27 protein-coding genes are annotated in these 26,098 nt (G+C 38.6%); 2 read left to right on the top strand and 25 right to left on the bottom strand.

What is annotated here, in order from left to right:
• Positions 1-74 precede the first annotated feature (74 nt).
• From ACYQ21_RS01350 to ACYQ21_RS01360, 3 genes are all read right to left on the bottom strand, one after another.
• On the bottom strand, positions 75-389 hold the full coding sequence (locus tag ACYQ21_RS01350) for a PTS lactose/cellobiose transporter subunit IIA (protein ID WP_460054348.1): 315 nt from the start codon (positions 387-389) through the stop codon (positions 75-77).
• A gap of 541 nt (positions 390-930) precedes the next feature.
• Complete coding sequence (locus ACYQ21_RS01355) at positions 931-1,614, bottom strand: rhomboid family intramembrane serine protease (RefSeq protein ID WP_460054350.1); 684 nt, start codon at positions 1,612-1,614, stop codon at positions 931-933.
• Between the two features lie 8 nt (positions 1,615-1,622).
• Positions 1,623-2,138, bottom strand: a complete 516-nt coding sequence (locus ACYQ21_RS01360; RefSeq protein ID WP_460054351.1) for a 5-formyltetrahydrofolate cyclo-ligase — start codon at positions 2,136-2,138, stop codon at positions 1,623-1,625.
• Positions 2,139-2,270: 132 nt separating this feature from the next.
• Between ACYQ21_RS01360 and ACYQ21_RS01365 the strand changes: the two genes are divergently transcribed.
• Entirely contained in the window at positions 2,271-2,468 is a 198-nt protein-coding gene (locus ACYQ21_RS01365; RefSeq protein WP_003138831.1) for a cold-shock protein, read from the top strand.
• 183 nt (positions 2,469-2,651) lie between these two features.
• Positions 2,652-4,034, top strand: a complete 1,383-nt coding sequence (locus tag ACYQ21_RS01370) for an MATE family efflux transporter (protein ID WP_460054353.1) — start codon at positions 2,652-2,654, stop codon at positions 4,032-4,034.
• 70 nt (positions 4,035-4,104) lie between these two features.
• Here the strand turns inward: ACYQ21_RS01370 and ACYQ21_RS01375 are convergent, their stop codons facing one another.
• The 22 genes from ACYQ21_RS01375 to ACYQ21_RS01480 form a co-directional block, all read right to left on the bottom strand.
• Positions 4,105-5,235, bottom strand: a complete 1,131-nt coding sequence (locus ACYQ21_RS01375) for an N-acetyldiaminopimelate deacetylase (RefSeq protein ID WP_460054355.1) — start codon at positions 5,233-5,235, stop codon at positions 4,105-4,107.
• 11 nt (positions 5,236-5,246) lie between these two features.
• Positions 5,247-5,504 (bottom strand): hypothetical protein, encoded by a 258-nt coding sequence (locus ACYQ21_RS01380; RefSeq protein WP_460054357.1) that lies wholly within the window; start codon positions 5,502-5,504, stop codon positions 5,247-5,249.
• Between the two features lies 1 nt (position 5,505).
• The gene (gene dapD / locus ACYQ21_RS01385; RefSeq protein ID WP_460054408.1) at positions 5,506-6,189 is read right to left on the bottom strand and encodes a 2,3,4,5-tetrahydropyridine-2,6-dicarboxylate N-acetyltransferase; all 684 of its coding nucleotides are present in this window, start codon (positions 6,187-6,189) and stop codon (positions 5,506-5,508) included.
• Between the two features lie 191 nt (positions 6,190-6,380).
• Positions 6,381-7,181 (bottom strand): energy-coupling factor transporter transmembrane component T family protein, encoded by an 801-nt coding sequence (locus ACYQ21_RS01390; protein ID WP_460054358.1) that lies wholly within the window; start codon positions 7,179-7,181, stop codon positions 6,381-6,383.
• A complete protein-coding gene (locus ACYQ21_RS01395) occupies positions 7,174-8,028 on the bottom strand; it encodes an energy-coupling factor transporter ATPase (RefSeq protein ID WP_460054360.1) in 855 nt (284 codons plus the stop codon). Before ACYQ21_RS01395 ends, ACYQ21_RS01390 begins: the two co-directional genes overlap by 8 nt.
• Positions 8,004-8,840, bottom strand: coding sequence for an energy-coupling factor ABC transporter ATP-binding protein (locus tag ACYQ21_RS01400; protein WP_460054361.1), 837 nt, complete (start codon positions 8,838-8,840; stop codon positions 8,004-8,006). Before ACYQ21_RS01400 ends, ACYQ21_RS01395 begins: the two co-directional genes overlap by 25 nt.
• Before the next feature lie 54 nt (positions 8,841-8,894).
• Entirely contained in the window at positions 8,895-10,127 is a 1,233-nt protein-coding gene (locus ACYQ21_RS01405; RefSeq protein ID WP_460054363.1) for a Fic family protein, read from the bottom strand.
• Positions 10,128-10,223: 96 nt separating this feature from the next.
• A complete protein-coding gene (gene nrdD / locus ACYQ21_RS01410; RefSeq protein WP_460054366.1) occupies positions 10,224-12,470 on the bottom strand; it encodes an anaerobic ribonucleoside-triphosphate reductase in 2,247 nt (748 codons plus the stop codon).
• Positions 12,471-12,711: 241 nt separating this feature from the next.
• A complete protein-coding gene (locus ACYQ21_RS01415; RefSeq protein WP_460054368.1) occupies positions 12,712-13,908 on the bottom strand; it encodes an ABC transporter permease in 1,197 nt (398 codons plus the stop codon).
• Positions 13,905-14,573, bottom strand: coding sequence for an ABC transporter ATP-binding protein (locus ACYQ21_RS01420; RefSeq protein WP_390888308.1), 669 nt, complete (start codon positions 14,571-14,573; stop codon positions 13,905-13,907). The genes ACYQ21_RS01415 and ACYQ21_RS01420 overlap by 4 nt, the downstream gene beginning before the upstream one ends.
• On the bottom strand, positions 14,557-15,633 hold the full coding sequence (locus ACYQ21_RS01425; protein ID WP_460054369.1) for an efflux RND transporter periplasmic adaptor subunit: 1,077 nt from the start codon (positions 15,631-15,633) through the stop codon (positions 14,557-14,559). The genes ACYQ21_RS01420 and ACYQ21_RS01425 overlap by 17 nt, the downstream gene beginning before the upstream one ends.
• 2 nt (positions 15,634-15,635) lie before the next feature.
• On the bottom strand, positions 15,636-15,956 hold the full coding sequence (locus tag ACYQ21_RS01430) for a hypothetical protein (RefSeq protein ID WP_460054371.1): 321 nt from the start codon (positions 15,954-15,956) through the stop codon (positions 15,636-15,638).
• A gap of 97 nt (positions 15,957-16,053) precedes the next feature.
• Complete coding sequence (locus tag ACYQ21_RS01435) at positions 16,054-16,743, bottom strand: ATP-binding cassette domain-containing protein (RefSeq protein ID WP_460054373.1); 690 nt, start codon at positions 16,741-16,743, stop codon at positions 16,054-16,056.
• Positions 16,744-16,764: 21 nt separating this feature from the next.
• Positions 16,765-17,238, bottom strand: a complete 474-nt coding sequence (locus ACYQ21_RS01440) for a stage II sporulation protein M (protein ID WP_460054375.1) — start codon at positions 17,236-17,238, stop codon at positions 16,765-16,767.
• Positions 17,235-18,527: a hypothetical protein gene (locus ACYQ21_RS01445; protein ID WP_460054378.1), complete on the bottom strand. Its 1,293-nt coding sequence runs from the start codon at positions 18,525-18,527 to the stop codon at positions 17,235-17,237. Before ACYQ21_RS01445 ends, ACYQ21_RS01440 begins: the two co-directional genes overlap by 4 nt.
• Positions 18,528-19,004 carry a hypothetical protein gene (locus tag ACYQ21_RS01450; RefSeq protein WP_460054380.1) on the bottom strand — a complete coding sequence of 159 codons (477 nt, stop codon included), beginning with the start codon at positions 19,002-19,004 and terminating at the stop codon, positions 18,528-18,530.
• Positions 19,005-19,069: 65 nt separating this feature from the next.
• Entirely contained in the window at positions 19,070-19,390 is a 321-nt protein-coding gene (locus ACYQ21_RS01455; RefSeq protein WP_460054381.1) for a hypothetical protein, read from the bottom strand.
• 429 nt (positions 19,391-19,819) lie between these two features.
• Entirely contained in the window at positions 19,820-20,686 is an 867-nt protein-coding gene (locus ACYQ21_RS01460; RefSeq protein ID WP_460054384.1) for a helix-turn-helix domain-containing protein, read from the bottom strand.
• Positions 20,687-21,024: 338 nt separating this feature from the next.
• Positions 21,025-23,619: an ATP-dependent chaperone ClpB gene (clpB, locus tag ACYQ21_RS01465; protein WP_460054385.1), complete on the bottom strand. Its 2,595-nt coding sequence runs from the start codon at positions 23,617-23,619 to the stop codon at positions 21,025-21,027.
• A 587-nt stretch (positions 23,620-24,206) separates the two neighbouring features.
• The gene (locus tag ACYQ21_RS01470; RefSeq protein ID WP_460054388.1) at positions 24,207-24,380 is read right to left on the bottom strand and encodes a hypothetical protein; all 174 of its coding nucleotides are present in this window, start codon (positions 24,378-24,380) and stop codon (positions 24,207-24,209) included.
• A gap of 114 nt (positions 24,381-24,494) precedes the next feature.
• Positions 24,495-25,589 (bottom strand): MocR-like pyridoxine biosynthesis transcription factor PdxR, encoded by a 1,095-nt coding sequence (pdxR, locus tag ACYQ21_RS01475; protein WP_460054390.1) that lies wholly within the window; start codon positions 25,587-25,589, stop codon positions 24,495-24,497.
• A gap of 7 nt (positions 25,590-25,596) precedes the next feature.
• Positions 25,597-26,098: ISAs1 family transposase (locus ACYQ21_RS01480; RefSeq protein WP_460054392.1), on the bottom strand; the 502-nt coding region annotated here is incomplete at its 5' end.

A 26,098-nucleotide genomic window follows, 5' to 3' on the forward strand; every position in this document is an offset into this window, starting at 1 on the left:
ACTGAGTTCACCTTGAACCTAAAAAGAGGTCTTATTCCTAAAAAATCTTTTAAAAATTCAAAGCAGATGTTTAATTAACCTTTAACAACTTTGTACAATTCGATGATTTCTTTTGCAAGGTCAACGAATGCGATACCTGTCATCAAATGGTCTTGAGCGTGTACCATGTAGATAGATACCGGTACATCTTCACCATTTGCAGCCTTAGTCAATAATTCCGTTTGGCCATGGTGTGCTTCTACGATTGCTTTGCTTGCTGCTTCGATACGTTCGTCAGCTTTTTCAAAGTCGCCTTCTTTAGCTGCACGAATTGCTTCGACAGCTGAAGATTTCGCTTCGCCTCCATACATAATCAAGGGCATAATAACCGCCATTTGTGCGTCGTCCATGTTTCTCCTTTCTGTTGTTTGACTTCCTCAATAAATAAATCCGCGGATAACTTGTCATGATACTTGAAATCGCATACAAATCACCTACTTCATTATATTACCATGTAATCTAATGATTTGCAAGCGTTTACCTCATTAAAAGCATATAGTTATAAAACGCACAAAAAACGAGTTGAATGCTTGATAGTGTAGGGTTAAGATATCTATTCTCATCTACCATGACAGATAGCCAACAAAATTTCGACACATTTTATATAGTTTTAATGTTACTTAACGGTCAATTCAATCAAACTGATATCCTAACTAAAAAGTAGCATTTACTAAATAAAAAATAACATTGTGTCTCGACCAAAAAAGGGAATCGCTTCCAATGGTCTATACCAATATGATAGCATTAAATTTCTATCCTTGCAAGCGTTTTACAAATAAAATCATTAATTATTTTATTCACAAAGAAAATTTTCAAGCGCCACTAGCTGGATATAAAAAGTAAAAAACGACAGCCCCCTAAGGCGCATGTCGTCATTTTATAACGTTCAGCTTACCCCATCATCGTAAGCACCACCATTAGCACCGCTGAAACAAGATAGATGCTAAAAAATGTAACCTTCTGAGTCTCCGAAATCTTAGCCTGCAAGATTTTCGGTGCAAAGGGCGCAGCCAACAGCACACCACCAAGTGCACCTCCGATGTGCCCAAAGATACCGACACTCGGCTGGAACACATTTATCACAAGATTGGCAAAGATTAGTACGGCAAATTGTTTACCAACTGCCTGAAACGATGGATTTTTAGCAAGATAGCCTAGCATGGCCATAGCGCCAAAGATGCCAAAAAGAGAGGTTGAAGCGCCAGCAGATAGCGTTTCTGTTTTGATGAAGAAAGTTAGGATATTACCATAGATACCGGATAGGAGATAGATGGTCAAAAAACGCCGACTGCCAAAGATATCTTCAATCTGCCGACCGATAAAAATCAGTGAAAAAACATTGAGCAAAAAATGCTCCCAACCAATATGAACAAAAATAGGCGTTACAAGCCGCCAAATATGGCTGGGATGCGCAATAATATCTGGGCCAAACAAGGCACCGAAATGAAAGAGGTTCATCGGTTCTGTCGCTTGCGCCCCGTTAGCTAAAAACTGAGATAGCCAGACACCGAGGGTGATGGTGGCTAAACTATAAGTTGTCGGGTAGCGACGAAATTCTTTTTTTAAATTATTCATACGTTTTATTATACCTTAAAAATGTGTCTGACTGGGATATCAAATTTGTCTTTTTCTATCGTAGATAGGAGTTGAAAATCGTAAACGAAACTGGCGGTTTGACCTGTAAAATCAGCTAGATAGCGGTCATAGTACCCACCACCATAGCCGACACGATAGCCGTCTGCTGTCCACGCCAAGCCCGGCACGATGATTAAGTCTGGGGTGACGTCTATATCAGACTTGCTCTCTCTAACACCAAAAGGCGTGAGAAAAAGCGCATTTTCATCATAATCTGTAAAAATCATCTGTCGCTGAGGCAAAGTTTTCGGAATGACAAGCCGTTTGGTCGTATCTGACAGCAGCCGTGTCAGGTCAAATTCAAAAGGCATGGGCATGAAAGTTGCAATTGTTTGTGCTTGCTGATAAAGGTCTGAAGCCAGAAATTGGGCGATAATCGCCTGAGTTTGCTGCTGTTTGTCAAAAGAATCAAACATTTTTAAAGCCAATTTCATTTTTTTACGAATTTCCGCTTTCTTTTTCATATCTTTTATGATACCATAAAGAGGTAGTTTGTATACGATTTAAAAAGTTTGTTTCATTTTGTTTCATCCTTTCTAAGCAGTTTCAGAATTACACAAAATTAAAAAGCCCACAATGGGCGAAGGAGATTCAAAATGGCACAAGGTACAGTTAAATGGTTTAACGCTGAAAAAGGTTTTGGTTTCATCACTGGTCAAGACGGAAAAGATGTTTTCGTACATTTCTCAGCGATTCAAACTGACGGTTTCAAAACACTTGAAGAAGGTCAAGCAGTCAACTACGACGTTGAAGATGGCGCTCGCGGTTTGCAAGCTGTAAACGTAACTAAATAATTTTTAGTTGCTTATAACATGAGACGATTTCTTGCGAAATCGTCTTTTTGTGTTAGAATATAGCTACTAACTAGAAAACGATTTCAAACCCACACTTTTCGTGGCAAGAAAACACATCAAATAGAGAGGGTGACCTGACACTACATTTTGAGCTCACGAAATGTACTTGTCACACAACTTATCATGATAGATTTAACCAAAGGCAAGCCGATAAAAGTCATCTTGCTCTTCACATTACCGCTACTTCTGGGAAATTTATTCCAACTTTTTTATAACTTTATTGACGCCATTATCGTTGGACAAACCCTTGGCAAGGATGCTTTTGCCGCCGTTGGGGCGACGAGCGCCCTGAATTTCTTGATTATGGGATTTGCGATTGGGATTACTAGTGGCTTTTCCATCATCATCTCCCAGCGCTTCGGGGCTGACGACGAAGATGGCGTTAAAAGTTCTTTTGTTGTTGGTCTCTTTTTGACTCTGCTAACCGCTATCGTCCTTACCGTCATCGCTTTTTGCCTTGCCAGACCTTTACTTGAAGTCATGCAAACACCGAAAGTTCTAATCCGTGATGCACATGATTTTCTCAAAGCCATCTTCGGCGGGATGGTTTTCACTGTTCTATTTAACTACTTGTCCAATACCTTGCGAGCTATTGGTGATTCACGGACACCTTTGATTGCCCTGATTATTTCAACTATACTCAATGTCATTTTAGAGTTTGTTTTCATTCTCGGACTTGATGCCGGTGTTTTTGGCGCTGGAATTGCGACCATTATCGCTCAGGCTTTCTCAGTCATTTTCCTAATGCTCTACATCAAGCTAAAAGTTCCGATTCTTCATATCCATAGAAGTCACTTCAAACTTGATCAAAAGGAGATTGCTCGTCATGCTGCATTAGGCTATCCCATGGGCTTTCAATCCAGTATTATTGCGCTAGGTAGCTTAACCTTGCAGATTGTACTGAATAAGATGGGAACGGATGCTGTCGCCATGCAAGCAATTGGTCGACAGATTGATCAGCTCGCCATGTTGCCCATGATAAGCCTTGGGCTTGCCGTAACAACCTTTACCGCGCAAAACTTCGGCGCGCGCCAGTACAAGCGCATGCTCATCGGACTCAAACATGCTGTCATTGTTGATGTGATTTGGGGTGTCGTCTTTGCCGCCATCCTCATCACCTTTAACAAGTTCTTCTCCGGTCTCTTCATCAGCCGTAGCGAAACCAAAATCATCCACCTCGCTTTCGAGTATTACTTGGTCAATGGCATCTTTTATTGGATTTTAGCCATTCTCTTCATTGTTCGTGGATTCATTCAAGGCTATGGCAATAGTCTAGTACCGACATTAGCAGGCATAGCAGAGCTTGTCATGCGGGCTGGGGTTTCCGTGCTGAGCCTCGTCACCGTCGGCCTGATTGGTGTCCTCTTTTCAAGTCCTGCTGCTTGGATTGGCAGTGTCATTATCCTCGTGCCTAGCTATTTTAAGATTACCAAGGATTTGCGTCATCGCAGTGATGGGGAAATTGATGAAACTGATGATTTAGAGGAGACACTTGAAATTGTTTGATAGGGTTTGCGACCTGTCATCAATAGATAGAAAAACCACTCAGGTCATGTGACTTGGGTGGTTTTCCATATTACTCTGCTTTCGTTTTCAAAAACGCTGAAATCTGTTCTACCCCAAAGGCAAGTGCCCCTTCATCAGGCAACATTTTAGGATGGTGTAGCGCATAAGGCGTTTCAATTCCTAACCAGAACATGACGCCTGGTATTTTGGATAAGATATAACCAAAATCCTCTCCTGTCATGGCTGGCTCAATATCAATCAAATTCACGCCGTCTCGCGCATCAAAGAAAGTCATTAAGCCCTGCGCCAACTCAGGATTATTTTCGACTGGTAGATAGCCGCCTTGCTTCAGCTCAATGTCAACTGCCAGACCAAAGCTCAGGGCAATACCTTCTGCAATGGCTCTGATTCTTTTTTGTGTTAGCTGATTCATTTCCTGAGTTAAGGTCCGAATCGTCCCATGAAGAAAAGCTGTCTCTGCAATCACATTATTCGTTGTGCCAGCATGAAGGCTACCAAAAGTTACCACTGCCCCTTCAATCGGGTCAACATTACGGCTGACAATGGTCTGAACTTGTGTGATGAAATAACTGGCTGCAACTAGCGCATCATTGGCTTGGTGCGGAAAGGCAGCGTGACCGCCTGTTCCCTTGAAGTGAATCCTAACTTCGCAAGTTCCGGCAAATAGGGTATGTGTATTGGTCGCAATATCACCGACTTTGAGGTCCGGTCTAACATGAAGACCATAAAATTCATCTGGTAACCAGTCGCCATCAAATACACCAGCTTCATACATGAGCATACCACCCGCTTCATTTTCTTCAGCTGGTTGAAAAAGGAAAATCAGATTGTTTTTGGGTTGGGTTGCAAGCATAGCTTCCAAAACACCAAGTGCTAAAGTCATGTGCATATCATGACCGCAAGCGTGCATCCGACCTTCATGGCGCGAGGTGAAAGTCAGTCCCGTATCTTCAATAATTGGTAAACCGTCAATATCTGTCCGCCAAGCAATCGTTTTGTCAGGGGCGAAACCATTGAGCTTAACGACAATCCCTGTCTGCCAAGTTTTGATGTCAACGAAGGATTTGTCCGCAGTCAACTCACGGATTTGTGCCATGAGATAGGCATGTGTTTCAAATTCTTCCAAACCAATTTCGGGAATTTGATGGAGCTCCCTGCGAATTTTGATTAAATCTAACATCTTTTCACCCACTAAAAACTGAATGGTAATTCAGCACTCACCATTGCTAAGCCTTTTACCAAGTTTTTCCCAAATTTTCCCTTATGTCGCAATGTTTGTACAGTTGCATAAAGCAAGGCAAAAATCAGACTTAGACCAGCCAAGCCTAGTACACCCACCCATAAGGTTGATATTCTAAAAATCAGACCTACTAACAACAAAACTAAGCCAATCCCCCAAATGACAGCAGTGATTTGAAGATAGAGCTTGCTATCTTTATCCTTATCCATATTACAAAGTTCTCAGTGCATCTTCAAGCGCTGTTTTTTGTTTCGTTTTCTCATCAATTTTTTTAATCACGCGCGCAGGAACACCCGCCACGACAACATTTTCAGGCACATCTTGCGTGACGATAGCACCCGCTGCAACAACAGAACCATTGCCGACTTGAACGCCTTCAATAATCACTGCATTAGCGCCGACTAAGACGTTATCCCCTACACGCACGGGTTCAGCACTAGCAGGCTCAATCACGCCCGCAAGAACAGCACCCGCACCAATATGCGAATTTTCACCGACAATCGCACGACCACCTAAAATCGCACCCATATCAATCATCGTCCCCGCACCGATTTCAGCGCCGATATTGATTACCGCACCCATCATAATCACGGCATTGTCGCCAATTTCGACCTGATCACGAATCACAGCACCCGGCTCAATCCGTGCATTGATTTCACGCTTATCAAGCAAAGGCACAGCCGAGTTACGACCATCTTGTTCAACGACATAATCTTTATTTTCAGTCAAATCAACCAAAAGCGGCGCAATTTCCGCCCAGTCACCAAACAAAACATTACCCAGTTGGATGACCGATGCAGGCATAGCACCCGCCAATTCTCCCTCAAAGGTCACTTTTACCGCTGTTTTTTTCTCAGCGTTACCGATAAATTGGATAATTTCTTGTGCTGTCATTTTGTTCGTCATTGTTTTCTCCCTTAGTTAAGATGTTGAGGCGACTGCTTTGGTGTGTAGAATTCTTTTCCGCGACGAGTAATCGCAGGAGTGAATTAGGAAAAGACGTAAACGAACAACGTTCGTGCGTACTTTTATCTATTTTCCTAACACCAAGGAGCCGAAACTCGATTATAAGTGTGTGATACGCTTTATTTCATCATGTTCCATGCGACCAGAATAGCCGCAACGATAAGCAAACTGAGCAAGAGCAGGGTATCAGAACCCTGCCATTTGAGGACACGGTATTTACTGCGCCCTTCTCCCCCTTGATAGCCACGACTTTCCATGGCAATGGCTAAATCATCTGCCCGTCTAAAACTTGAGACGAACAGCGGAATCAAAATCGGAATGACCGATTTGACTTTTTGAACCAAGTTGCCTTCACCAAAATCCATGCCCCGTGATTTTTGAGCATTCATAATCATCGTGGTGTCATCCATTAAGGTCGGAATGAAGCGTAAAGAAATCGATAACATGAGCCCAATTTCATGAACAGGCACCTTGATTTTTTTCAAGGGTGCAAGTCCCGTTTCAATCCCATCAGCCAAAGTCAGAGGTGGCGTCGTCAGCGTCAACAGCGTTGACATGAAGATAATCAAGACAAACCGCATGAAGATGAAAAAAGCATTTTGCAGCGAGTAAGACGTGATTTTCAAAAACCAGATTTGAAAAAGGACTTCTCCACCTGTTGTGAAGAGCATTTGGAAAATGACCGTAAACAAAATCAAACCTAGCATGGGGCGCAAGCCTTTGAGGAAATAGGATAGTTTAATTCGGCTCAAGGCGACACCAAGAAAGGTAAAGACCGTCAGAATACCATAGCCGATAGCATCATTTGCCAGAAAGATGATGAAGACAAAGGTAAACATCGCGAGCAGTTTACTGCGTGGATCCAGACGATGAATGATTGAATACCCGGGAATGTAGCGACCAATAATCAGTTTATCCATGATTTGCCGCCTCCGTAATCATCTCAATCAGCGCCGCACGTGTAATCGGTAAGTGTTCAAAGTACTGACCGCGTTCTCGCAAGAGTAGCGCAAAGCGTGTCGCCTTCGGCACACCGAGTTGATGGGCGCTCATAAAGTCAACATCCTGAAACAAATCTTGTGGTTTGCCTGATTTGACGATGCGACCTTTTTCCAACACAAACATGGTATCAGCATAATCAGCCACGTCATCCATGAGATGGGTCACCAAAATCGTCGTCACACCAGAGGCATGAATCGTTTCAAACAAGCGCATCATGTCAATCCGCGCTTTAGGGTCAAGACCTGCAGTCGGTTCATCCAAAACAAGGACGCTTGGGTTCATCGCTAGGATACCGGCAATCGCCACACGGCGCATCTGACCACCAGAAAGCTCAAATGGTGAGCGCTCAAAGAGTTCATCCGAAATGCCGACAAGATTTAATTTCTCACGCGCAATAGCTTGCGCCTCTTCTTTAGAAACGCCAAAGTTTTGCGGGCCAAAAGCAACGTCTTTTAAAACTGTTTCGTCAAATAACTGCGTCTCAGGAAACTGAAAAACAACCCCAACTTTTTGACGAACCGGTTTAATTTCTTTCGCTTTACTTGTAGGCTTAATCACCGTCTCATCGACTGCGACAGTTCCTGAAGTCGGAAGCAACAAGGCATTTAAATGTTGTAATAAGGTGGATTTTCCAGAACCTGTATGCCCCACAAGTGCTGTGAAACTCCCATCTGCCACCTCTAGGTCAATATCAAACAAGGCACGACTTTCAAAAGGTGTGTTGGGCTGGTAGGTATAAGTTACTTTGTCAAAAGAGATTGCCATAAGAAGTCAGCCAACTCACTTTCTGTATAATATTTTTCGGGAATCTGCAATCCATTTTGGCGCAAATCCCTTGCGACATTGGCTGAAAAAGGCACATCCAGACCAATATCAACTAAATTGTCATTCAAAAACAGCGCATCCGGTGTCGCAATCTGTTCAATCTTCCCATCCTTCATGACGATAATTTTATCAGAAAGGCTCGCCTCATCTAAATCATGCGTAATCGAAATGACAGTCAAACCATACTGTTCCTTGATTTCTCTGACGACTCGGATGATTTCTAGTCGCCCCTTTGGATCTAGCATAGATGTCGCCTCATCTAGGATAATGATGTCAGGACGCAAAGCAACGATCCCTGCGATAGCAACCCGTTGTTTTTGACCACCAGACAGACGAGCAGGTTCCTTCGTTTTGAAGTCTGCCATATTGACACGTTCTAGTGCAGCCTGCACCCGTGTCAGCATTTCCTCTCGTGGGACGCCATGATTTTCCATGCCAAAAGCAACATCGTCCTCAACGGTTGAGCCGACAAATTGATTGTCTGGATTTTGGAAAACCATGCCGATTTTTTGGCGTAATGCCCAAACATTTTCTTCCGTTAAAGTTTGCCCATCGATGATAATTTCGCCTGAGGCTACTGCCATCAGACCATCTATTAAACGTGCCGTTGTCGACTTACCAGAACCATTGCGCCCAATAATCGACACCCACTCGCCACGAAGTACCTCAAAAGACACGCTATTTACGGCGTAAATGTCGCTTGATTCCTCATATTGATATGTTACATTTTTTATTTCCAGAATTTTCTGCATGACAACATTATACCAAAAAAAGCCGAACTTGTCGGCTTTTCTTCATTTTGAACTTTAAATATACGCATTTGAAATATCGTGAATCAAGGGTCTCTTTTGCAATAAATCTATTTTGCCTTGTTCCTCTAGTTCTTTTATCGCTTTTTGAACAGCATTTTGGCTATGGGAGGTCTCTTTTGCCATCGCAATGATGTCCCTATCTTCCAGTTTATCTTCAATAGACTCTGTAAATAATTTAGATTGTGCTAGTAACACTAAAACAGTTCTTTCAACTTCTGATAAGGTTGTATCAAGCTCAATTTTTTGAATAGCTGACGATAATTGGACTTTTTTAAATTTTAAATCGTCTATGAGATTTTGTTGTCCCTCATAAATAATGTTAAGTAAAGCCAAGACAAAAAATGTGCCTTCTGCCTTATTATCAGCCTCACCCGTAATAGCAAATGCCTTATAATAGGCTCTCCTATTCTCGTTTAAAAATTGAGAGACGCCTAATCCCGTGTAAATATCAAGCTTTCTTGATAAATATTTTGATAAAATATAGCGACCAATTCGACCATTGCCATCATAAAAAGGGTGAACATTTTCAAAAAAGTAATGTCCAATTAACGCTTTTATTAAAAATGGCCCCTTGCTATTGTTGATAAATAGCAGCCATTCTGACATCATATCACTAACTGCTTTCCCAGTCATAGGAGGATTATGAACTGTATCACCACTTCTTTCATCAGTAATAAAAACTTCTTCATTCCTGAAAAAACTGCCATCTGGTAGATTTTTCTTATCTATCTCTCCTTCTGTCAATTCATCATATATACTTCTGACATCTTCAAAAGTTGTAATATGTAGTGATTTATTTTCGATGATGTCTTGATATAACTTAACCGTTGATTGTAGCCTTACCTTTTTTGTAGCATTTTTTAAGACAGCTTTTTTAGCTGAATTAATCTCCTCGCGGGTCGTTTTGATACCTTCAATTTCATCTGTACTCTGAATGGCAAGAGATAACTTTTCGTTGTAAAATTGATGCCTAGCAACACCCGGTAGTTTAGAGGAAATCTTATCGATTTCGCGCGAATTTGCAATGATTTTTTCTGATAATAAACTAATCTCAGGTAAATTAACGACAAACATAGGTAAGTTTGTTTCCGATAATGTTTTATGATGCATTAAATAAGGCTTAAGATTCGTCTTTAAAGTTGCATATCCATCAAATCTTTTAATATAATCATCATTATATCCGTGATAATCGTTATATTTGGTTATTTTCAATTCTTTATAAGACATATCCTCTATCAAACCCCCATTATCGTCATTTTTAGCAATTATATCATTTTTAATCTATTTTAACAACAAAAAACGGCATTTTGCCGTTTTTAAATTTTATTTTTGAAAGAATGGCGACTTAGCTGCATCAATCGCAACGCTTTCCAAATCATCTCCGTTTGACAAATGACCGACTGAGCCGTTCATGTGTTTGACGCGTGATGAAATTTCTTTGTGACGGCCGTTGACCATTGGGCGCGCTTGTGGGTTACCGAGATAGCCACAGGTCCGTTTAACAACATCAACTGTTTTAGGGTCGCTATTGCCACAATTTGGACATTGAAACCCTCGTTCAGTTGGTGTGAAGTCGCCTTCAAAGTGACATTCGTAACAGTGGTCAATCGGTGTATTTGTACCAAGATAGCCAACACGGTCATAGGCGTAATCCCAAACAGCCTCCAAGGCTTTTGGATTTTGTTGAAGTACTGGATATTCACAATAGTGAATGAAACCGCCACTGGCATAGACTGGATAGTCTTTTTCAAAGTCTAATTTCTCAAACGGTGTTGGATTTTTACGGACATCATAATGAAATGAATTGGTATAGTATTCTTTATCGGTAATGTCTTTAATCTCACCGAATTTTTCTGTATCTAGGCGACAGAAACGGTCAGTCAAACTTTCAGATGGCGTTGAATAGATTGAGAAATGGTAATCATATTCGTCAGACCACTCGCCCGCCGCTTTTTTCATTTCACGCAAAATATCGAGCGTGAAGGCCTTAGCTTCAGGGTTAGATTCCCATTCGCCACCGTAAAAAACAGTTGCGACTTCGTACAGACCGATATAGCCTGCAGAAATCGTTGCACGACGATGTTTGAATAACTCATTGACAGAGTCTGTCTTGCTCAGGCGTTTACCAAAAGCACCATTTTCATAAAGGATTGGCGCATTGGCAGGCGTTGCTTCTTTTACGCGTTCCACACGGTAAACCAGCGCATCTTTCATAACTGCCATCCGCTCAAAGAAAATTTGCCAGAATTTATCTTTATCCCCTTTAGATTCAAGGGCAATACGTGGTAAATTAAGCGTCACAACGCCTAAGTTCATCCGACCATCCACGACATCTTGACCGTTTTCGTCTTGCCAACCTTGCAAGAAACTGCGGCACCCCATTGGTGCTTTGAATGAGCCAGTTAGTTCAACGATTTTATCGTAGCTGACAATGTCTGGATACATGCGTTTTGTCGCACATTCGGCTGCTAATTCTTTAATGTCATAATTGGGGTCTTCAGCATTCAAATTCAAACCACGTTTAATGGTGAAAACGAGTTTAGGGAAGATGGCTGTACGCCCTTCTTTACCCAGACCTTTAATGCGGTTTTGAAGAATAGCTTTCTGTATTTCACGCGCATACCAATCCTCACCTAGGCCGAAACCAAAGGTTGTAAATGGTGTTTGACCATTGGACGTGAACAAGGTATTGATCTCGTACTCCAGACTTTGCATGGCATCATAGATATCTTTGGCCGTTTTTGCACGCGCATAGGCTTCGCGTTTTTCAGCTGCTACCCACTCTTCGGCGTCCTTCATGTGCTTGGCAAAATTCAGCTCAGCATAAGGCGCCAACACTTCGTCGATGCGGTTGACAGATGTACCACCATATTGGCTTGAGGCCACATTGGCAATGATTTGCGAGATTTGTGCTGCTGCTGTTTGAATTGACTTAGGGCTGTCGATGACGGCATTGCCAAGTTTGAAGCCATCGCGAAGCATCCCTTTGACATCAACCAGACAACAGTTGGTCATCGGTGCATAGGGCTGATAATCCAAATCATGGAAATGGATGTCGCCTTTTTGGTGGGCATTTGCAACGTGCGCCGGTAGCATTTTCAGACCAATCGATTTGCCAACGATACCTGCCGTCAAGTCACGTTGCGTATTGAAGACATCACTGTCTTTGTTGGCATTTTCATTGACAACAGACTGTTCTTTATTAATCAATTTGTCAATCGTGAAGTTGATATCTGTCGCTTGCGAGCGCTCAAAATCGCGTTTTGTCCGATAATTAATATAGACTTCTGCTAATTTGTACTCATTAGCATCCAACAAAACGTGCTCGACGATATTTTGAATTTCATAAATTTTGATATTATCATCAAAACGGTCAAAAATTGTCGCAACGATTTTGTCCGTCAAGTGTTCCAATTTCACTTCTTGAACCGGTGACATCGGAAAAACTTCATCAGAGGCTTTTCTCAAGGCATCATAAATTTTTTCCGGCTCAAAATTTAAATGGCGACCATCACGCTTAACAACTTCCATCGTATTGTCGACTACCTCTGTTTTTTCCCAAACCATCATAACGTACATCTCATTTCTAAAGTGATTTTAAATATATTCTACCACTCATTGGGTAATTTGTAAACACGGAATCACAATATATTGTGTCTTATATAAAGATTTAAGACCTTAACATACTATATATAGGATGTCAAGCATTTGCCTAATATTTGATTATTTCATCCTATTCAGCCAATAGATTGCCCTATTTTCGACTTATTAACCACAAAAAAATAAGTCAAATGACCTATTTTTTGTAATGTTATCTCAAAATCTCCACCAAATCTTTTCGCGCTGCCATGTTGGCTGGGGTGATTGAAAAGACCAGACCAATGGCAATCGTTATGACTAAAGTTAGGGAAATTGTAAATAAATCTGGAGATACTTTAAATGGCAAGAAGATTGATATGACAAGCGCAACCAAATAACCGATGATATAACCAATCACACCAGCTGACATTGTTAGCATCAAGCCTTCAACCAAAAATTGATTTCGAATGTCACGTCTTTTAGCGCCAACACTTCGGCGAACGCCAATTTCTTTGACACGTTCAGAAACTGATGTATACATCATATTCATAACGCCAACACCTGCAATGAAGAGTGAAATGCCCGCTATTCCTGAGATAAAGAAGGTCAACATCTTCAATACTTTACCAATACCGTCTGTCAGAGAACTCATATCAAAAGTTGAATACTCACCAAAATTACGACTGATGCCTACTTTTTCCAGTTTTTTAATCACTTTCTGCGCAACCTTACTGGGTTTATAATCATTAGCAATTGTAACTTTTATTTGCGTGGGATTCCCTTCGCTATTCGTATAGTACTGGTAGGTTGTCTTGGGAATCTTGACATCAGGGGTCATATCAAACAAATTAGCCGTCCCTCCTTTATAGATGCCAACAATTTGATAAAGCTCACCTTTTATGTCAATCCCTGTACCTAATACCTTATTCACATCTGGATTGACATCTTTTGCCGTATCACGACTGATCATTGCGACCTTTTGATGCGTTTCAATATCATCACGACTAATCGTGCGCCCCACCTCGACAGCATCTTTACCACCAGCTACAAAGCCTAAATTCTTACTGATTTTTTTATCTGCTACCTGTAAATCTATACGTAAAAACTTGTCGTCAGCTTTGACATAGGCAACCTTCTCTACGCCCTCAATCTGACCTATAAATTTCAAGTCTTCATCAGAAAAGTAGCGCATTTTATTTGATTCAAACTGTTCATAATCCGACGGCGAAAAAACAACATCGACCGCTACATTTTTTTCATTTGTAGCAGTCAGATTTTTTACCGTGTAAGTTTCAAACCCACGTCCTAACGATAAAATCGTGATGACACTGGCAATACCAATGACAATACCAAGCATCGTTAAAATACTGCGTCTGGTATTTTGACGAAGGGCTTGATAAGCATTTTTGATAACGGCACGCAAGTTCATAGGACCACCTCGCCATCAGACACTCTAATTTCACGATTACAATATGCCATCAAATTGGGATCATGTGTCACCAAAATAATCGTCACACCACTAGTCGTATTCAAATCTGTAAACAACTGCATAATATCAACAGATGTTTTGCTATCAAGCGCACCCGTTGGCTCATCTGCAATGATAAATTTAGGAGAATTGACAATGGCACGCGCAATAGCCACCCGTTGCCTTTGACCACCCGATAAAAGTTTAACAGACTGACCTACAAAGTCAGCCAAGCCCACTTTTTCCAAACTCTCCGCTACAAGACGTGTTTTTTCCTGATTAGAAATACCAGCGTATAATAAAGGCAATTCAACATTTTGCCCAACTGTCATATTTTCAATCAAGCCAAAATTTTGAAAAACAAAGCCAACATTTTCATTTCTGATTTTAGATAAGTCATCGTCTGTATACTGCTCAACTAACTTATCTTCAAAATAGTAAGTCCCTTTAAATTTCTTGTCCAAAAAACCAATCAGATTAACCAAAGTCGACTTTCCAGAACCACTTCGCCCCATAATACCAACAAAATCACCCTCAAAAATATTGAGAGAGACATTGTTTAAAACAGTAACTTCTTGTTTGGCAAGCTCATAAGTTTTTGTGATATTTTCAAGGCGTATCAACATAAGCTGCTGCCTCCTCGATAATTTTATCGCCCGAATTTAAACCAGATATGACTTGCAAGCGACTACCCGACTCCTTAGTTTCGACTGCAACTTTACTAAATTTCCCACCACGTTTCATGTAAACTTTACCATTTTTCACGGATGTTTTAGGAATATAAAGTGTTTCATTTGGACGATGAATCTGAACCGTATAGCCGTTTTGTAATGGCTCATCTAAAACAACCTTAAAATTGTATTGACTAGATGATGTTTCAGACGTTGCTTTATCTGGAACTGGAGAAATATAAGAGATTTTACCCGTCACTTTTTTCGACAAATCAACCGTCTCAACACTTACCACATCGTTCACCTTGAGCTTGTCGTAATCATATTCCGATGTCTTACCATTGACCAGTGTCTCCCGACTCACAACACTCAGTAAAGGCGACGTCTCAGACTTCGTCCCCATAATCACAATACCATCTGTTTTAGACGTCACCGTGGCAGTTTGCTTATCCTTTTGACTTGCTAAAGTTGCTTGTGCTTGGTCGCGCGCAAGTGTAGCAGCTGTTACCGAGCGCAGCGCTGCTTTCCAAGTCTCGTTATTAGCCTCAAGCTGAGCATTGATGTTCTGCCTTTCTCCCTCATCTTTGGCTTTATTGAAGTCCGTACGTAACTTCGCGTCCTTTTTCTCTGCTTCCACCACATCTGCCTGGGCATTTGCCAAATCATTCTCAGCACTTTTGATTGCAAATTCTTGGCTTGATAAATCGTCAGATGACTTAGTATATGTCAATAAAACATCGCCAGCCTTCACTTCCTGCCCATCCGTCACATTGACTTGTGACAATTCGCCAAGCGACATATCTTCTCGATAATCAGTCGACGTTTTTGCCGTCACATTGCCCTTGAAAATATTGTCAGCCTGAGCTTTGACAGTATAAAGCTCATAATCTGCCTGCTTGCTAGTCTTTAGCTTGGGTAATAAAAGCGCAGACAAAACCACAATCCCAATGATAATTGTGGCGATAATGCTAGTTAAAATAACGACTAAGGGATGTTTTTGGTAGAATTTTTTCATGCTCAGTCCTCAATCAAGGTCGCTTTATTTAATCTTAAAAGTTGACGCGTGCCAAGAACGATGCACCCTAGCGGTGACAGAATAATCCAAAACAGATTTGTTTTCTTGAAATTCTCTGCAAATATCAGATAAACCAAACAAATCGCCTGAACGACAAATAATCCCCGATTCACAACGTCCGGAACTGGTAAGCCCACTTCACCTGCCAAAAACGCCTCCGGATCACCTAGCGTCACCTGAAGATTAAGCGATGTCGCAATGATTGATAGGATACCTAGTAAGATGATAACGATAGCAATGATTCTTTTCGTTTGTTTGTTCATTTTGTTCTCCTGTTATAAATTAAATAATGGTATTATTTTAACATAAATGTTATCATTTGTCTGGGATTAAATTTGAAAATTCGATATATTCTGTTAATTATTGATGATTGTCAATAACTTCATAACTATCTTGGATTTTTTTAGTCATAACTTCTTGAATTTTTTGTTCTAGCATTTCAACATTGGAAAATTGATTATCAAATGTTAAAAACTTTTTAGATGTTAAAAAAAGAATTTTATCACTAATCTGAAAAGCAAGACTAGATATATGAGTAGAAAAAATTATCAAGCTACTTTCTTTCATTCTTTGAAGTTCTTGATTTACTCTTTCGACAGTTATAATGTCTAGCTCAGAGAAAGGTTCGTCTAAAAGAAGAACTTTCGGTTTTATAATAAAAGTTAAAATCATTAGGATTTTATATTTCATACCTGAAGAATAACTATCTAAATAATCATCCTTAAATTCTAACATCCCAAATTCTTGCAAGTAAAAATTAACCACCTCATCTGAAACTATTTTTTTCTTATGGCGTAAAGTTAAATGTACAAATTCCAATCCTGTAATATAGTCAAAAGGTATAACATCTTCCGTTATTAAAAGCACGTCATCATTTCCCTCAATATTACCCTCTTCAAAATTTAGATACCCACTTAAAATATTAAGTAGCGTTGTTTTTCCCGAGCCATTTTCTCCAAAAATACTATATATTGTCCCTTCAGAAAAATCAAAAGAAAATTTTTCTATTACCGATTTTTTACCGTCATAAGACTTTGTAACGTTTTTCATTTTCATATTATTTTCTCTCTTTCAAATCACAATACTTTCTATCCATGCAGAGAATACTAACAATAAAATTGATAAAAATACAACCTTATACTCTCTAGTAAATAATCTATTTTTCTTTTGTAATGCTAATACTACAACCAATGTAAACGCCATTATTTCTGTCAGACCATAACTTGCAAGACGAAATAGAACATCAATTAACTGATATCGTTCAATAGACAAACTAAACAAGAAAGTAAAAGACATGGCATTTATAAAATATAACAAATAAACCAGATATCTATGTAAATACCCCAACAAGTATAATAAAACAGCAACTACTAGGTTATTTGTGAAAATCTTCCAAAACGAATAATCTATCTCACTTGACATCACCATAATTGAGTTACTCTTCCCAAAAATAGCAAATAATATAAGAAATAGGATTGCTGGTATCCAAAATAAAATATATAGAATAAAAAATTTTTTTAAAGTTTTTTTATTTAATATTTTCATAAATTGCTCCTTATGACATATACTAACTGCAGAATTAATGGTAGAGTATAAAATAATTCAATTGTTTTCTCTTTCTTTTTATCTGTCCCTTTAGAAGAAATAACCGCACCATAAATTATAGTTGAAATTATAAGATTTAATATGAAAACAAAGCTATTAATTGCGATATATATTCCAATAGTCGCTAAAGAATGATTGAGAAACAATGTAGTCACTATCACTAATAACAATTGAATTCCAATCAGTTTATAACTTACAATCCATAAACCTCGCCAAATATATCCTGTCATTTTTACATAAGAAAAATAACGATTATTTAGCAAATAATGCGAATTATAATGACTATAAAAGAAAAATACAATTAAGACTACTGATATATTTTTCTGGAATATAGTTGCTGGAATAAATAAAGCAGTAATAATTATTAAAGGTAACAAGATACTTCCTTGTAGTAATTCTCTAATAAAAAAATCTCGCTCAATTCCTTTACAGTGGTTCAATATTAGGGAAATAATTTTATTATCCTGATGTACTTTGTTTAAGCGATATTTTTTTAATAAACAACTACAAGATATCAATAATATTAAAGTAAGTAGAACTAAGTAACGATGTTTCATTGCTTTTAACAACATGCTAAAATCAATTGATTGGTAGGAATTCCAATTATTCATTACGAAAAATAATTTAATTATTATCAAAACAAAAAAAGCAAAAAACGAAAACTCTCCTCTATGCTTTAAACCTACCTCCAAAGTTAAATCATAGTAGGCATTTTTAATAATTAAAAATATCATGGTAAGTAAAACAAAAAAATATATAACGCAATCATATATACTTATTATGCCCTTGAAGTAGCGTAATACTAAATCCAAAAATAATGGCACAGCAATTGTAAAAATTATTGGATAAGTATAATAAATAATCAACTTATTAATAAAAAGATTTTTTTCAGAACTATTAAACAAACCTGAATTATAATAATCTAAGTGATGAATTTTTAAAAAATCATTTTCTTTTGTAACTATCGCCCACACACTTAGACTTTGTCCTATTATTGTAATAAGAGATATATAAAATATAAAATTTTCTGGCATTTTCCCGATATAAACAACAAATGTAAAAATAGAAAGCACCAAAAACATACCGAGATACGGAAAAAAGAACATCCAATAAAACATCACTTTCCAAAAAAAATCTGGGATATTTGGAAAATATAAACGGTATTTATCTTTAAATTTGGCGTACTTCAAGAAATTAACTTCTTGATTGAAAGTTCGTTTCTCTATCATTTAAACTCCTAGCATATTTATAATCACTTGTCCAATAATCCCAACTAGAGTTATACTCAAAAAAAATAATACAATTTTTTTTAATGACCTATTTTCTCTTACGTACAGTATAAAACCAATAAGCAAAAAATTAATAATCATAAATGGATTTATACCAATTTTGAACATCAAAATCAAAATTGATACCTTTTGAGTTAGAGACACAAATAAATAATTTAATAAAAATGAAATCCAAACTGCATTCCAAAAAAGTTGCTTATACTTTAAAGGACTCATATCAAACAAAGATAAAAAGAACGCATATGAAATATAATTAAAAATAAGTGCAAGCACTGCAGAAATAAATGAAAGAACACTTAAAGCGTAATTGACAGATAAGATGCTTGTTCCAACATTTTTTTGTACCATGATTAAGTAACTAGTAATAAACAAAATAAATACTAGAAATGATATATATCTTGAATGTAATATTTTCATAAAATACTTTCCTAAAAAATAGAAATAGCCTCCTCAGTCGAATCAAAGAAGGCTATCTCAAAGAATTACAAGGCTTGTACCCAAGTACTTCCCAATACTAGCGCAACTCCATAGCCAATCAGAAAATCAACAAGAATCCACGTCCATCCTGCTGTACCTAGACATAGAGAAACAGCTGCTCTAATTGACCTACCAGCTCTATGCGCCTGATAAATTGCCCATACCCAACGTGCAACGGTAGATATAGAGACACACAAAGCTGCACCAATCAAAAAATTACGAACCACAAAGACCGCTAAAAATGCTGATATTACTGATATTAAGAGATTTTTAGCTATTTCTTTTGATGATTGTGACAATTGAAAGCCACTTACTTCTGAAAACATAAAATTCCTCCAAAGTATGGACTAAATTTTTATTTAGTCTGAGTTTTGTTCGCAAGCTCTCGCTTGCTGAAATGATTTTTTCAAACATCATAGTCCTAATATTCAAAACGACTTAATCAGAGTAATTTCAAAGACAAAGACAAGAAAAGTTATAACCAATCAATCTGAGTGTAGCCACTGCCAGCGCGCATGGCAGTATAAGATTATAGAGAAAGCGCTTTCCCTTAACCTTACAAGATTAATTCTACCACAGAAAATCGGCATATCCGAAAAGTTGAAAATCTTCTACTTTTTAAAAATAGTTCTAATAAATGGAATATTTTCAACTTTTCCTAAATGCGAAAAATCTGGTATATAATAAGGTTATCTTGAGATAAAGAAAGGAACTATATTATGATAAGCAAATATTTCGCTTGGTGGGTGGTCGTATTATTCCTCTAAAGCTTTCAGTCGTCCTCTATAATACTCAACAATAGGCTTAACACCTAAAAATTCAATCTTATCCAAATAGTTATTTGCTTGGGTAAGATTTTCTTTTGTTCTTTTTTTAGTATAATCGTGTAGATTTTTTAAAATTTGAAAATTAATGGTTGCAATTAAATCGCTAGATAGATTAATCTTTTCAATTTCACGCCTAAGAAACTCAGCATCTTCTAAGTCTTGATATTCAATGATACCTTCATATAAATTAATTAAAGTTCCTATAAACAAATTTTTTAAACCACCAGAATAAAAATGCTTAGTTCTCTCTAAAAGCACTTCACCAAACCACCTAAAATCTCCCCTATCCAAAATCGGACAAGCGTAATAAAGGAGCTTGACCTCAAACTCAGTCCAATTATCTAGTCCATTCAAATACTCTCCGACAATATTTCTCTCAGCTTTAGAAACGTACTGCTTACCCGTCACATCCTGTAAAACACTTTTAATCATGATATTTGACAGAATTTCAAATTTATCAGTCGTTCCCTCAATAATCAACTTTTCTGACTGTTCAGCACCATTTAAACCGGAAAAACGAATCTGATTTAAAGTGTTATAAAGCCGTTGCATGCGGTCTGGTTGATAATCATTCAAAACATTGACAAATTCATTTGGTGTCATATTAAGTTTAGAAATAATATGCAATAACTTATCGGCTGCTAACATAGTTGTCCCATTTTCAAATTTAGAGATAAGAGATTTAGAGACAATCTCATCACTCACATCAGTTTGTGTATAGCCCCTTGCTTTTCGTAATGCCTTAAAAGTCTCCCGAATATTTGAAATCTCATCGTTAAAATTTTCTTTTTTCATGTGTGTCTCCTTTTTATCGTTTAAGCAATCCTAGCTCATAGATATAGAAACAAGATACACAAACACGGTAAGCGTTTTCAAATAGTCCTGCTACCTGCTACCTGCTACCTGCTACCTGCTACCTGCTACCTGCTACCTGCTACCTGCTACCTGCTACCTGCTACCTGCTACCTGCTACCTGCTACCTGCTACCTGCTACCTGCTACCTGCTACCAATTATAACATTATTAGATTATTTCGTCAATTCCCGTGGCGCTCACTTATACCTATTTTTACGCAAATAAAATGAACAAAAATCTAACAAGCCGATTTCTGTTCATTTTATTTGGTCAATCTATTTACTTCATATCAAAAACTAACGTATCATCTTTCAAACCAACTAAAACCACTGAGTTTGGTAAGACTTTACCAGATACAAGTGCTTTCGCAAGTGGTGTTTCAAGATGTTTCGTCATAAACCGTTTAATTGGTCGTGCCCCATAATCGGGTTCATACGCATTTTTGGCAATCCAATCAAGGGCCTCTGTTGTTAGCTCTAAATTAATATCTTGATGCGACAAGCGTTCTGTAAGCTGCGCCACGATTTTATCGATAATTTGTTTGACGACAGACAAGGTCAACGGCGTGAAGACGACGGTATCATCAATCCGATTAAGGAACTCAGGTTTGAAGTGCCCCTTAAGCTCATCTAAAACTGCTTCTTTGGTCGTATTGTCAAGGGTGCCATCCTCTTTAATCCCATCTAAGAGCGTCCGTGAGCCAATGTTTGAGGTCATAATCAAGACGGTGTTCTTGAAGTCAACAACAACACCCTTAGAATCTGTCAAACGACCATCGTCAAGCACTTGGAGTAGGATGTTAAAGACATCAGGATGCGCTTTTTCGATCTCATCAAGCAAGACGATCGTGTACGGATTACGACGTACAGCCTCAGTCAACTGACCGCCTTCGTCATAACCAACATATCCTGGAGGTGCACCAACCAAACGTGAGACACTATGTTTTTCCATGTACTCACTCATGTCAATCCGCACCATGTGGTTTTCTGAATCGAAGAGGTCTTCGGCTAAACTTTTAGCCAATTCAGTTTTACCGACACCAGTCGGACCAAGAAATAGAAAGCTACCAAGCGGTTTATTAGGGTCTTGCAGACCGGCACGACTACGGATAATGGCATCAGAAACCGCGTTAACCGCCTCATCTTGCCCAACCACACGTTGGTGTAGTGTCTCTGCCAAGTGCAAGAGCTTTTCTTTTTCGCCTTCGACCAGTTTGGTCACAGGAATACCAGTCAAGCGACCAATCACTTGAGCGATTTCATTATCTGTCACTGATTCTTGCACCAAGTGATTGCTGGCATCTGCTTCTTGGGCATTTTCTAAATCAGTCACTTCTTTTTCCAATTTTGGAATTGTACCATGACGCAGAACAGCAGCCTGCTCCAGATTGTACTCATTTTCAGCATTTTCTAAATCAAAACGAGCTTGCTCTAACTCCGCACGCTTAGCATGAATCGCTTCTACTGCCTCTTTTTCAGTTTCCCAACGCATCTTCAAGGCATTAGCTGTTTCACGCGTATTGGCAAGTTCTTCTTGTAGAATCGCCAAACGTTTCTTAGAGCCATCGTCTATTTCCTTCTTCAAGGCTTCTTCTTCAATTTCAAGCTGCATAAGTTTACGCGTAATTTGATCCAACTCAGTTGGAGAAGAATTCATCTCAACCCGAATCGTTGCACTCGCTTCATCGACAAGGTCAATGGCTTTATCTGGCAAATACCTATCCGTAATATAACGATTTGACAAAGTTGCCGCAGCAATCAAAGCATTATCATGAATTTTCACACCATGGTGCACTTCAAAGCGTTCTTTCAAACCACGCAGGATAGAAATCGTGTCTTCAACCGTCGGTTCTTGCACCAACACTTTTTGGAAACGCCGCTCCAAAGCCTTATCTTTCTCAAAGTTTTGACGGTATTCGTCCAGCGTCGTCGCACCAATCAAGTGCAACTCGCCACGTGCCAACATCGGTTTCAACAGATTACCCGCATCCATCGAACCTTCTGTTTTACCCGCACCAACAATCGTGTGAATCTCATCGATAAAGAGAATAATCCGACCATCAGACTGCTTAATCTCATTTAAAACAGCCTTGAGCCGCTCCTCAAACTCGCCACGGAATTTAGCACCCGCAATCAGCGCGCCCATATCCAAGCTAAAAATCGTCTTATCTTGCAGATTCGTTGGCACATCCTTCTTCACGATCCGTTGCGCCAAGCCCTCAACAATCGCCGTTTTACCGACACCGGGTTCGCCGATTAAAACCGGGTTATTTTTCGTCTTGCGCGACAAAATCCGCACGACATCTCGCACTTCCTCATCACGCCCAATCACCGGATCCATCTTACCCGCGCGAACTTTCTCGACCAAATCCTCGCCATATTTCTTCAGCGCTTCATACTGTTCTTCTTGATTTTGACTTGTCACCGAACTCCCTCCTCTCATACTCTCGATTTTGTCCTTAACCATCTTCTCCGTGATACCATGGTCTTTCAAATACTTGGTCAATGGATGATGGCTTTGTGAAAAGAGTGCTAACAATACCGTCTCAGTGGATAGAAACTCATCTTTTAGAGATTGTGCCAGCTTTTCAGCCTGACTAAATAAGTTAAATAGATTCTGACTCAAATTCTGACCATAAGCAACATTGCTACCTGTGACGACTGAAATTTTATCTAATTCCTGATTAATCTCAGTTTCAAAACCGACTAAATTTAGTCCCAAATCTTGATAAAAGTCATGCGCAAACTGCCCAGGCTGAATCATGAATTTCCAAAGATGTGCGATTTCTATATGTTGATGTTGGCGAACTTGCGCGATTTTTTGCGCCTCAGCCAAAGCTTGTTGTAAAGTTGTTGTCATTTTTTCAATATTCATATCAGATGTTGAGGCGACTGCCCAGCTGCTTAAAAAATCATTTATTTTCTAAGTCACTAGGAGCCATAACTCATTTCCTCCTTTGTTTTCAGAAGTATATTCCAGAGATATCCTATCTCTAAATCCTATTATAACGCTTTGGTCAATAAAGGTCAAACTTTTTATCTTGAAAAATTTTGATTCATTTGAGCATCAAAAACAAAGCTCTTGATAAATTGTAAAGAAGCAAACTAATCATCAGAAATAAGACAAAATCGGGTAAAAAACGTTGATGCTATACCAAAATACCAATTCCGTATTGTTCTGCCAAAACAATACGGAATTGGTAAAAAAATGACGTTTTTCTTGCGAAATTCGTATTGTTTTGCCAAAAGAATACGAATTTGGTAAAAACAATGCTGCTATTTTATCAAATTGGGAGACTTTCTGCAAAACTAGACGAAAAAAGAGAAAAACAAACTGGTTGAGGCACAATCATCACAGCCTAGTCTACTTTTCTCTCTCGTTGACTGAGGACATTTTGTCCTAGCCTTTTGTGTTTATTTTGTTGGTTCAATAATATAGGGTAGAATTTCACATCAAAAAATTCAAATCAATTCAAACCACGCCTTTCTTAGCCTATCTACACAATCCTGAATGTCCTCTGTTTGAATTTTACTAATCCCCAAAAATAAAGAATTGTCTGGACAACTTGCTTTTTCTTGCCAAAACTCCATTGTTGAATAAACTCTAACACCTTGTTCTATCGCTTTTTCAATCATCAACTTTTGATTAATTTTTCGATTGAATTCAACTAAAAAATATTGACCACTGATATTTTTAGAAATCTTGATTCGATGTTCAAATACTGAAAATGCCTTGGCAAAACATTCAAATCATTTCTTAAAAATATGGTTCATACGTCGAACGATACGATGATAATCACCACTTTCAAGTATGCTTGCGACTGTGTATTGATTCAGTAAATTAACAGTGCTATTAAACTGTTCAAAATGATATTTAAATTTGCCTAATAACGGTTTAGGAAGAATCATATAGCTCATTCTTAAAGATGGAGAAAGTGCCTTAGAAAAAGTGCCCAGATAAACAACCCTGTCTAAATGGTCTATGGATTGCAAAGCAGGAATCGGCTTTTCATAATAGCGAAGTTCACTATCATAATCATCCTCAATGATAAAGGCATTCTTTGTTTCAGCAAATGCTAACAGCTCTTTTCTTCGACCAATCGGCATCGTCACACCTGTCGGAAATTGGTGAGAGGGTGTGATATAAATCAAATCCAAATCTTGAGAGAGATGATTAGCAATAACTAGCCCCTTATCGTCAAGCTCAGAAGATGTAATTGCTAATTGATGATTTTCAAAAATGACACGCGCTTTGGGATAACCCGGTTCTTCCATCAATACCGTCTGCGATTTTTTAGGCACAATTTGACAGAGATAGTCAAGCGATTGCTGTAAGCCACTCGTGATAATAATCTGCTCAACCGTACAGTGAACACCTCTTATTTCTTGTAAATAAGTTAAGAGATTTTCGCGTAAAACTAATTCCCCTTGATTATTCTGCAAGCTAGAGATTTTTTCTTCTTTTTCTAAGGTATCTAGCGCCTCTAAGCTATGTTTTCTCCACATTTTTTTAGAAAAAAGGTTGCTCGTATGGCTACTATTGGTCAAGTCATAGCGCACTTTTGACTGCGTTTTAGTTTCATCTTTTTTGCCAATCTCCTGATTAACCACAGATGTCTCTCGTATATTGCCAAATGTTTCAGGCAATGCTGCAACATAAAAACCTGATTTTGTCTTGGCAGTAATATAGCCTTCTAGGACAAGTTGCGAGTAAGCTTTATCAACAGTATTTCGACTAATGCCTAAAATTTTAGCCAAAGTACGACTCCCTGTCAATTTCTCATGACTAGCATAAGTACCTGATAAAATATTATCTTTGGTTTGACGATACAGCTGTTGATACACGTTCGTTTCATAAACTTTTTATTACGTCAGTCAATATCTTCTCATTCACCAAGCATTGCAATAGATTCTGCTTGACACTACCCCTTTTATTTACTTGTTTCAAATAAGTACGATGAGCTAAAATAGCGAGTTTTCTAAACACATTCAAAACTTTTTGCGCATTCTCTGAGATGACCTGACACTCATCTTCAGAAAATACAACATCCAGCACCCAATGTAAACTCTCAATTTTCCAGTGCTCACGGACAATCATTAATAATTTTTCAGGTGTCGCCTCAAGACTTGAGATATAATAACTCATTTCTTGCGTTGTTTTGTGCTTAGATTCAACCGTTCTTTTCACAGCGAAAACACACTTAAGACCATCCCAATCTTCACGATTATCCAACCAAGTTATATCTTTAACCAGATAACATTCACGTTTCTCAATTCGGCCATGACTTTTTTCTAAGGTTGAAAATGTTTCAATATCATCTTGACAATTCTTACTTTCGATAAATAATTTGACA

It is taken from the genome of Pseudolactococcus yaeyamensis (assembly GCF_054658615.1).

Bases quoted from the DNA above. Each gene is read 5' to 3' on its own strand.
- ACYQ21_RS01350 (WP_460054348.1), bottom strand. From the start codon at position 389: ATGGACGACGCACAAATGGCGGTTATTATGCCCTTGATTATGTATGGA.
- ACYQ21_RS01355 (WP_460054350.1), bottom strand. From the start codon at position 1,614: ATGAATAATTTAAAAAAAGAATTTCGTCGCTACCCGACAACTTATAGT.
- ACYQ21_RS01360 (WP_460054351.1), bottom strand. From the start codon at position 2,138: ATGAAAAAGAAAGCGGAAATTCGTAAAAAAATGAAATTGGCTTTAAAA.
- ACYQ21_RS01365 (WP_003138831.1), top strand. From the start codon at position 2,271: ATGGCACAAGGTACAGTTAAATGGTTTAACGCTGAAAAAGGTTTTGGT.
- ACYQ21_RS01370 (WP_460054353.1), top strand. From the start codon at position 2,652: ATGATAGATTTAACCAAAGGCAAGCCGATAAAAGTCATCTTGCTCTTC.
- ACYQ21_RS01375 (WP_460054355.1), bottom strand. From the start codon at position 5,235: ATGTTAGATTTAATCAAAATTCGCAGGGAGCTCCATCAAATTCCCGAA.
- ACYQ21_RS01380 (WP_460054357.1), bottom strand. From the start codon at position 5,504: ATGGATAAGGATAAAGATAGCAAGCTCTATCTTCAAATCACTGCTGTC.
- dapD (WP_460054408.1), bottom strand. From the start codon at position 6,189: ATGACAGCACAAGAAATTATCCAATTTATCGGTAACGCTGAGAAAAAA.
- ACYQ21_RS01390 (WP_460054358.1), bottom strand. From the start codon at position 7,181: ATGGATAAACTGATTATTGGTCGCTACATTCCCGGGTATTCAATCATT.
- ACYQ21_RS01395 (WP_460054360.1), bottom strand. From the start codon at position 8,028: ATGGCAATCTCTTTTGACAAAGTAACTTATACCTACCAGCCCAACACA.
- ACYQ21_RS01400 (WP_460054361.1), bottom strand. From the start codon at position 8,840: ATGCAGAAAATTCTGGAAATAAAAAATGTAACATATCAATATGAGGAA.
- ACYQ21_RS01405 (WP_460054363.1), bottom strand. From the start codon at position 10,127: ATGTCTTATAAAGAATTGAAAATAACCAAATATAACGATTATCACGGA.
- nrdD (WP_460054366.1), bottom strand. From the start codon at position 12,470: ATGATGGTTTGGGAAAAAACAGAGGTAGTCGACAATACGATGGAAGTT.
- ACYQ21_RS01415 (WP_460054368.1), bottom strand. From the start codon at position 13,908: ATGAACTTGCGTGCCGTTATCAAAAATGCTTATCAAGCCCTTCGTCAA.
- ACYQ21_RS01420 (WP_390888308.1), bottom strand. From the start codon at position 14,573: ATGTTGATACGCCTTGAAAATATCACAAAAACTTATGAGCTTGCCAAA.
- ACYQ21_RS01425 (WP_460054369.1), bottom strand. From the start codon at position 15,633: ATGAAAAAATTCTACCAAAAACATCCCTTAGTCGTTATTTTAACTAGC.
- ACYQ21_RS01430 (WP_460054371.1), bottom strand. From the start codon at position 15,956: ATGAACAAACAAACGAAAAGAATCATTGCTATCGTTATCATCTTACTA.
- ACYQ21_RS01435 (WP_460054373.1), bottom strand. From the start codon at position 16,743: ATGAAAAACGTTACAAAGTCTTATGACGGTAAAAAATCGGTAATAGAA.
- ACYQ21_RS01440 (WP_460054375.1), bottom strand. From the start codon at position 17,238: ATGAAAATATTAAATAAAAAAACTTTAAAAAAATTTTTTATTCTATAT.
- ACYQ21_RS01445 (WP_460054378.1), bottom strand. From the start codon at position 18,527: ATGATAGAGAAACGAACTTTCAATCAAGAAGTTAATTTCTTGAAGTAC.
- ACYQ21_RS01450 (WP_460054380.1), bottom strand. From the start codon at position 19,004: ATGAAAATATTACATTCAAGATATATATCATTTCTAGTATTTATTTTG.
- ACYQ21_RS01455 (WP_460054381.1), bottom strand. From the start codon at position 19,390: ATGTTTTCAGAAGTAAGTGGCTTTCAATTGTCACAATCATCAAAAGAA.
- ACYQ21_RS01460 (WP_460054384.1), bottom strand. From the start codon at position 20,686: ATGAAAAAAGAAAATTTTAACGATGAGATTTCAAATATTCGGGAGACT.
- clpB (WP_460054385.1), bottom strand. From the start codon at position 23,619: ATGAATATTGAAAAAATGACAACAACTTTACAACAAGCTTTGGCTGAG.
- ACYQ21_RS01470 (WP_460054388.1), bottom strand. From the start codon at position 24,380: ATGATTGAAAAAGCGATAGAACAAGGTGTTAGAGTTTATTCAACAATG.